Source organism: Kitasatospora sp. NPDC093558, assembly GCF_040683475.1.
Classification (GTDB): Bacteria; Actinomycetota; Actinomycetes; order Streptomycetales; family Streptomycetaceae; genus Kitasatospora.
Genome location: NZ_JBFBDY010000350.1, coordinates 1 through 6,698 on the forward strand (window position 1 = coordinate 1; position 6,698 = coordinate 6,698).

A 6,698-nucleotide genomic window follows, 5' to 3' on the forward strand; every position below is an offset into this window, starting at 1 on the left:
GCGAGGTAGCCGGCGACGCAGAGCGCGGCGCGGAGGCGGTAGCCGACCCTGACGAGGGCGCCGAGGTCGCTGACCAGAGCGGCGGCGCGGCGGTCGGTGGTGACGCGGCGGTCGTGCTCCTGGGTGAGGATCCCCCCCAGCCGGGTTTCGACGCGCTGCATCAGCCGGTCCCGGATTTCGCCGGGCCCGGCGGTCTTTTGCGCGGTCGATTGCGTCGTCATGATGGCGTCCCCTCCTCGGCGGGCTTCCTCACGACGAGCTTTCACCGGTCCGGATTCCCTTGCCGTGTCCGGGAGTTCGGTCCGGTGCGATCCGCGGCGGGGTTTCCCCCCCGGGCGGCAGTATCCGGTCAGGGGGCATGGCCCCGGCCGGGAGGTCAGCCATGGGCTTGCCATGCCCGACGACAACGGGCCGGCGACAACGGGCTGACGACAACGGGCTGACGACGACGGCCCGACGACCGCGGGCCGATGGCAAGCGGATGGCAAGTCCGCCCGCCCGCACCGGCAGACGGCGGGCTGGTGGGCGGCCTGCCACGGCCGGCGATGGCAGGACCCCGCCGTCGCGGGGCGGTTGCGGCGACCGGTCGGGCCGGCCGGGGGCCGCGAGAGGGGCGCGGGGGGCCGGTGCCGGGCGAGCGTGGAAGCAGTCCACCGCAGCGGCCGGAAGACCCGCCGCAGCGGCCGCCGAACGAGATCGGGATCGCGATGCTTTCCACCATGCTGCCCACGTGCGTCTCCGCCGAGGAGTCCAGACAGGACCTGGTCGAGGTCGAGCTGTTCCCCGAGGAGGAGGCGCATGTCGCCAACGCGGTGCGTCAGCGCCGCGCCGAGTTCACCACCGTCCGCTGGTGCGCCCGCCGGGCGATGGGCCGGCTGGGCCTCGCGCCCGCGCCGATCGTGCCGAGCCGCCGCGGCGCGCCGGGCTGGGACGAGCGCCTGGTCGGCAGCATGACCCACTGCCGCGGCTACCGGGCCGCCGCGGTGGCCTGGAAGACCGACGTGCACTCGATCGGCATCGACGCCGAGCGCAACGACCCGCTGCCGCAGGGCCTGCTGGAGTCGATCGCACTGCCGTCCGAGCAGGCCTGGGTGCGCGACCTGCTGCGCACGGGTGGCCAAGTGGCCTGGGACCGCCTGCTGTTCTCCATGAAGGAGGCGGTCTTCAAGACGTGGTACCCGCTGACCGGCCGGGAGCTGGACTTCGAGGAGGCCCGGATCACCGTCGACCCGGAGGAGGGCACCTTCCGGGCCCGGCTGCTGGTGGACCCGGGCACCGAGCTGTGCCCGCAGGTCCTGTCCGGCCGCTGGTACGCGGACGAGGAGATCCTGCTGTCGTCCATCGCGCTGACCGTGCCCGCCCCCGTACGGCGGGCAGCCCCCCACGTGGTTCTCGTGAGGGGCTGAGCCTGGCGCTGGACCCGCCCGCCCGTGCCGGGTGCGGCGGGTCTTCCGTGACGCGGGCCGGTCCGCATGACCGGCCGGCGTCGGATGGGAGTTGCCATCATGGTTGGTCCGTCGGGCTCACTTACCGTCAGGACCAGCGGTCGTCAGAGGACATGAGGTCCATCCCGTCAGTTCCAGCGGTCGTCTTCGGGCGTGGCGTGGGGCGTGGGGGCCGGGGTGGACACGGTGCCGGCGACGACGCCCACCGGGCGGTGGACGCCCGCCGCGTTCCCGGTGCCGAGAAGGACTCCCATGCAGGCGAGGGCCGCCACGAACATACCGGCTGCACAACGCACATAGCGGACATTGAATCGCATTGTCGTCTCCCCCGAGACTCAAATTAATCCGGCATTCAACCAACTCCCCCGGCCGGTTCCGACCGCTTCCGGAGGCAGGAGCAATATTGCTGGCCGGTACGACGGATAACCAAGGTGTCGCCGCTGGCGTACTGTTGCATGGCAACAAGTGCGGTGGGCCGGAAACAGCATGTGTGGTCGGTTAACGGGGGGTGAGCCGCCGGGATGGCGGAACGCGATTCGGTTTCACATTTCTCGGAGCTGGACGATGCCAGCGCCGCCGCCTACGGCCAGGCCGTGCGCCTCGGGAGGTTCGACCGCGAGGTCATCGCCGAACACCTGGGGCTGGCGCCCCGGGAGGTCGAGCGCGCCGAAACGGTCCTGCGGAACCTGCGGCTGCTCCAGCCGATGCCGGGGCGGCGCGACGTCCTGGTGCCGATCGGCCCCGACGTGGCGGCGGCCGACCTGGTCGGCGACGCCGAGCGGCAGATCCGCGAGCTCCAACAGGCCGTCACCAGCGTGCGCTCGACGCTGATCTCGCTGCTGCCGACCTACTTCGAGGGCCGCCGGGAGCGCAACAGCCTGGAGGCCTTCGACATCGTCAGCGACGCCGACCTGGTCCAGTCGATGATCGACGAGCAACGCGAGCGGTGCCGCAGCGAGGTGCTCATGGTCCAGCCCGGCGGCCCGCGGCCGTCGAACCTCCTGAGCGCCGCGCGGGACTCGGCGACCTCGATGCTCTCCCGCGGCGTGCAGATGCGCACGATCTACCAGCACACCGCCCGCAGCGACCTGCCCACCCGCGCCTACGTCCGCGACATCGTCGACCTGGGCGGGGAGTTCCGCACCTGCGACGAGCTGATCGACCGGATGTTCATCTACGACCGCGAGGTGGTGTTCCTGCCCGAGCGCTCCGGCGGCCCCGACGCGACGCCCGGGGCCGCAATCGTGCGCGAGCCCGTCCTGGTGACCTTCCTGTGCTCGGTCTTCGAGTACATGTGGAACAACGGCAGCCCGTTCACCGCCGAGTCCACCAAGGCGCCGGCCGTCAACGACGACCTGAAGTCGGCGATCGTGCGGCTGATGGTGCAGGGCTACAAGGACGAGATGGTGGCGCGCCGGCTCGGCATGTCGGTGCGCACGTGCCGGCGCCACATCGCGGAGATCACCGAGGACCTCCAGGCGACCAGCCGGTTCCAGGCGGGCTACAACGTGGCGGCGTCGCAGCTGCTCGACCTGGACCGGCCGGCCGCGCTCGGTCCCGGCTGACGGCCGGGCCGTCGTCACCCGCCGTTCTCCAGGGCGTCGTTGATGGCGTCCACCCAGTCCGGGTCGAGCATGGTGGTGATGACGGTGTCGGCGGTGCCGCCGAAACCGGCGTCGTAGACGGCGGCGCTCACGCAGTAGCCGCTGTCCAGGGTGAACGTGCGGAACGCCCACTCGTCGCCGGTGCCGGTGGTGCCGTCGGGCCGCTGCACCCGCACCGGCTTGCCGTCCGGGCCGAAGCCGAAGTCGGTGAAGCGGAACTGCATGCCCTGCCCGATCGCCTTGCTGTAGGCCTCCTTGAGGGTCCACAGCCGCACCAGCCCGGCGTCCCGCTCGGCCTCGGGCAGGGAGGCCAGCGAGACGAGCTCGAACGGCGTGCAGACCGTGCGGCCGAGCCCGTTGCCGTACAGCGGCCGGTCGGCGCGTTCGGCGTCGACGCCGATCAGGCCGCGCCGGGTGAGGCCGACCAGCAGCAGGCCCTCGGTGTGGCTGAGGCTGATGTCGATCTGGTCGTAGCCGCGCAGGTACGGGCGGCCGGTGGGCCCGTACGCGAGCTCCAGGGCGGCCGGGTCGCCGCCGAGGACCTTGCTGGCGGCGGTCTTGAGCATCACCCGGGACGCCGCGTAGCGGGCCCGGACGTCGGCGTGGGCGAGCTCCAGGTAGCGGCTCCAGTCCCGGCCGAGCACCCGGCGCAGCTCGTCGTCCTTCGGCATCCCGGGCAGGAGTTCGGCCAGTTCGGCGTGGACGAGGGCGGTGCCGTCCTCCCGGAGCCGGCGGCCGGCCTCGTCCCAGGCCGGGTCGGGGCCGCCGCCCACCCGGATCGGGGCGCCGAGCGGCGGGCCGAGCGCGGAGTCTCCGGGGGCGGTCATCGAACCTCCGTGGCGAGTTCGTGGAGTCGGCCCAGGGTGCGGGCCTCGATCAGGTCGCGGATCGGGAGGTTCCGCTTCGGCGGCTGCTGCCGGCGCTCCAGCACGGTGACCAGCTGGAGCAGCAGGACGGAGTCCCAGCCGGGAACGGCCTCCAGCCCGCTGTCGGGCCCCAGCCCCGCCGGCTCGAGATCCAATTCCTCCCTGAGCAGATCCATAAAGGCGTCGAAACCCACCGGACTCACCTCGTCCCCCGCATTTCTTCCCGCTCCACCAAGAATTCGTAAACATCCGATACGACGGATCCGTCCGGCGAATTCGCCGAAGACCTCGAAGAGCTCGAAGGCCTCGAAGTCCCCGCCACCCCGGCCACCTGCGCGGTCCCGGAATCCTTGGGTCCGATCATGACAATGTGGTCCGGGATCACCGGCAGTCCGTCCAGGTCGTGCCGGAAATGCACCCGGTCGGGGTGTTCCGCCACGGTCGCGAAGCCGAGCGCGGGGTAGAACCCGCGGGTCCGGCCGTTCTTCGGGGTCGCCCGGTACCACGCGTGGACGGCCCGCGCGCCGCGCTCTCCGGCCAGGGCCAGCACCGCCGCCAGGCACGCCTGTTCGACGCCCCGGGAGAAGACCCGGCAGCTGAGCCAGACGTTCTCCAGGTGCAGCCCGTCGTCGTCCCAGCGCCCGAGCACCGCGCCGGTCAGGCCGTTGGGGCCGAAGCGGTCGGAGGTGCGGGCGGCGAGCACCAGGGACCTCGGGTCGGCGGCGCGCAGGGCGAGCTGGGCGGCGGTGAGCCGCAGACCGGTCAGGTTGAACTGGTTGGTGCGCTGGGTCAGCTGGGCGAACCGTTCGAGCTCGTGCGGCGCGGCCGGGGCGAGCTCGACGCCCACCCGCAGCTCGCGCAGGAAGTCCGCCTCCCCGCCGGCCCGTTCGCGCAGCCGCGCGCGCTCGGCGTCGAGCCGGTACTGGCGGGTGCGGTCCTCGTCCTCGGCGGTGAGCCGCAGGCAGTCGAACCACCCGTCGGCGAGCAGCCGGGTGACGTGCAGCGCGGGCTCGTCGTCCAGCGGCACCAGCGCGACCTCGGGGGCGCCGTGGCGCACCCGGGCGCGCTCGGCGGGCGAGTCGTCGGCGAACACCAGGGCGCCGGGCGCGATGCCGAGGCCGGCGGCGATCTCCAGCAGGTTGCCGTCCTTGGGCTCCCAGTTCGCCCGCACCCGGACGAAGTCGTCGGGGCGCAGCACCAGGTCCGGGTGGTCGCGCAGCACGGCGGCCACCCGGTCCGGGTCGTTCTTGCTGCTCACGGCGAGCAGCACGCCCTGCGAGCCCAGTTGCTTGACGACGCGCTGGAAGGCGCCGAAGGCCTCGCCGCGCAGCGTCCCGGCGGCGGCGACGCCCTCGGGTCCGTCGTCGCCGAGGACGCCGTCCCACAGGGTCTGGTCGAGGTCGAGGACGAGGCACTTGCGGGCCAGTCCGCGGACGGCGCGGGCGAGGTGGGCCACCTCGCGGGCGTAGGCGGCCAGCAGCGGCTCGGTGTAGTGGGCCTGGGCGTAGGCGGCGAGCCGGGGGTCGTGCACCGGGCCGGTCTCGGCGACCAGCGGGTCGAGGTCGACGACCTGGACGCCCGGGCGCTCCTCGGCCAGCCGCAGCAGGCCGCTGTTGAACTCCCGCCAGACCAGCGCGAGCCGGGTCCGGGCGTGCCGGTCGATCAGCTGGTGGGTGTGGCGGCGGGTCAGCGGGACGGTGTTGAGCACGAGCGGGCCCACCCGACCGCCGGCCGGCGCGGCGAGTTCGGCGAGTTCGGCGAGCACCTCCGCGCCGGCCCGCTCGACGTCGGCGGGCCGCCACACGGCGGGCAGCCGGGCGAAGACGGTCTCCGGGTCGAGCAGGCACAGGGCGAGGTCGGCGCCGGCGCCGTGGAAGCGGCCGCCCGGGTCGCCGAGGTCGTAGCGGTACGCGCCGTGGTCGCCGAGCAGCGGGCGCAGCAGCAGGCCGTGCCGGGCGAGTTCGACGGTCAGCGGGTCGACCAGCCCGGCGACGGTGGACTGGCCGGTGATCGCCACCGTGACGCTCGGCGTGCCGGGGCTCGCGGCGGTCACGGCGTCCGGGTCGAGGCGGGCGAGCAGCCGGGCGGCCCGGCGCAGCGCGTCGGGGTCGGCGGCGAGCTCCTCGTCGGCGAGCAGTCCGGCTACGGCCGCGTACTCGCGCTCCAGCCGGCCCTGGGCGCGCAGTTCGCGCAGGCGGTCGAGGGCCGTCATCCGGCACCTCCGACGCGCTCCAGGCCGAGTCCCGTCTTGATCCACTTGCTGGACTCGACGGCCAGCACCAGCGCGCGCTCGCCGTCCGCCATCTCCTCCAGGAGCTGTTCGAGCTGGAGGAAGGGCAGGGCGTTGCCGGTGTTGCCGGTCCGCGTCACGCAGGAGACCTCGCGGGGTCCGTCGAGGGCCAGCTGCTTGACGATGCGTTCCGTCATCCGGCCGGAGAGCTGGGGCGGCAGCAGGTAGTCGACGTCCGCGGGGCGCCAGTCGAGCCGGTCGAGCAGCTCCCAGAGGATCTCGCCGGCCAGCGCGGGGACGCCCTCCTCGATGGCCTTGTAGTCCTCGCGGAGCATGGGCCGTTCGCTGTCGCGGTCGGTGACGCCGTACCAGTCGATCCGCTGGCCGGCCGGGCGGCCGCGGCCGACCAGGCGGTGCAGCACGCCGCGCACGGCGACGGCCTCGGCGAGCGGTTCGGCGGTGAGCACGGCCGCGCCGGCGCCGTCGCCGAAGAGCACGTAGTTGACCAGTTCGTCGGCCGGGATGCGGGCCGCGTCGGTGCGCAGGTCCAGGT

7 protein-coding genes and 1 pseudogene are annotated in these 6,698 nt (G+C 73.4%); 2 read left to right on the plus strand and 6 right to left on the minus strand.

Going from position 1 to position 6,698, the window contains the following annotated elements; genetic code table 11:
- Nucleotides 1-221, minus strand: a pseudogene (locus AB0O00_RS25965) (hypothetical protein); the annotation flags it as partial.
- A gap of 498 nt (nucleotides 222-719) precedes the next feature.
- Here AB0O00_RS25965 and AB0O00_RS25970 point away from each other — a divergent pair.
- Nucleotides 720-1,406, plus strand: a complete 687-nt coding sequence (locus AB0O00_RS25970) for a 4'-phosphopantetheinyl transferase superfamily protein (protein WP_363655628.1) — start codon at nucleotides 720-722, stop codon at nucleotides 1,404-1,406.
- 167 nt (nucleotides 1,407-1,573) lie between these two features.
- Here the strand turns inward: AB0O00_RS25970 and AB0O00_RS25975 are convergent, their stop codons facing one another.
- Nucleotides 1,574-1,699: a hypothetical protein gene (locus AB0O00_RS25975; RefSeq protein ID WP_363655630.1), complete on the minus strand. Its 126-nt coding sequence runs from the start codon at nucleotides 1,697-1,699 to the stop codon at nucleotides 1,574-1,576.
- 267 nt (nucleotides 1,700-1,966) lie between these two features.
- Here AB0O00_RS25975 and AB0O00_RS25980 point away from each other — a divergent pair, with 267 nt between their 5' ends.
- The gene (locus AB0O00_RS25980) at nucleotides 1,967-3,010 is read left to right on the plus strand and encodes a hypothetical protein (protein ID WP_363655632.1); all 1,044 of its coding nucleotides are present in this window, start codon (nucleotides 1,967-1,969) and stop codon (nucleotides 3,008-3,010) included.
- A 14-nt stretch (nucleotides 3,011-3,024) separates the two neighbouring features.
- On the opposite strand, the gene AB0O00_RS25985 is transcribed toward AB0O00_RS25980, so the two are convergent.
- From AB0O00_RS25985 to AB0O00_RS26000, 4 genes are all read right to left on the minus strand, one after another.
- Nucleotides 3,025-3,876 (minus strand): 4'-phosphopantetheinyl transferase superfamily protein, encoded by an 852-nt coding sequence (locus tag AB0O00_RS25985; RefSeq protein WP_363655634.1) that lies wholly within the window; start codon nucleotides 3,874-3,876, stop codon nucleotides 3,025-3,027.
- Nucleotides 3,873-4,070 (minus strand): hypothetical protein, encoded by a 198-nt coding sequence (locus AB0O00_RS25990; RefSeq protein ID WP_363655635.1) that lies wholly within the window; start codon nucleotides 4,068-4,070, stop codon nucleotides 3,873-3,875. The genes AB0O00_RS25985 and AB0O00_RS25990 overlap by 4 nt, the downstream gene beginning before the upstream one ends.
- Before the next feature lie 44 nt (nucleotides 4,071-4,114).
- Nucleotides 4,115-6,127: an HAD-IIIC family phosphatase gene (locus AB0O00_RS25995; protein ID WP_363655637.1), complete on the minus strand. Its 2,013-nt coding sequence runs from the start codon at nucleotides 6,125-6,127 to the stop codon at nucleotides 4,115-4,117.
- On the minus strand, nucleotides 6,124-6,698 hold a 575-nt coding region (locus AB0O00_RS26000), incomplete at its 5' end, for a 3-oxoacyl-[acyl-carrier-protein] synthase III C-terminal domain-containing protein (protein ID WP_363655638.1). The genes AB0O00_RS25995 and AB0O00_RS26000, both read right to left, overlap by 4 nt.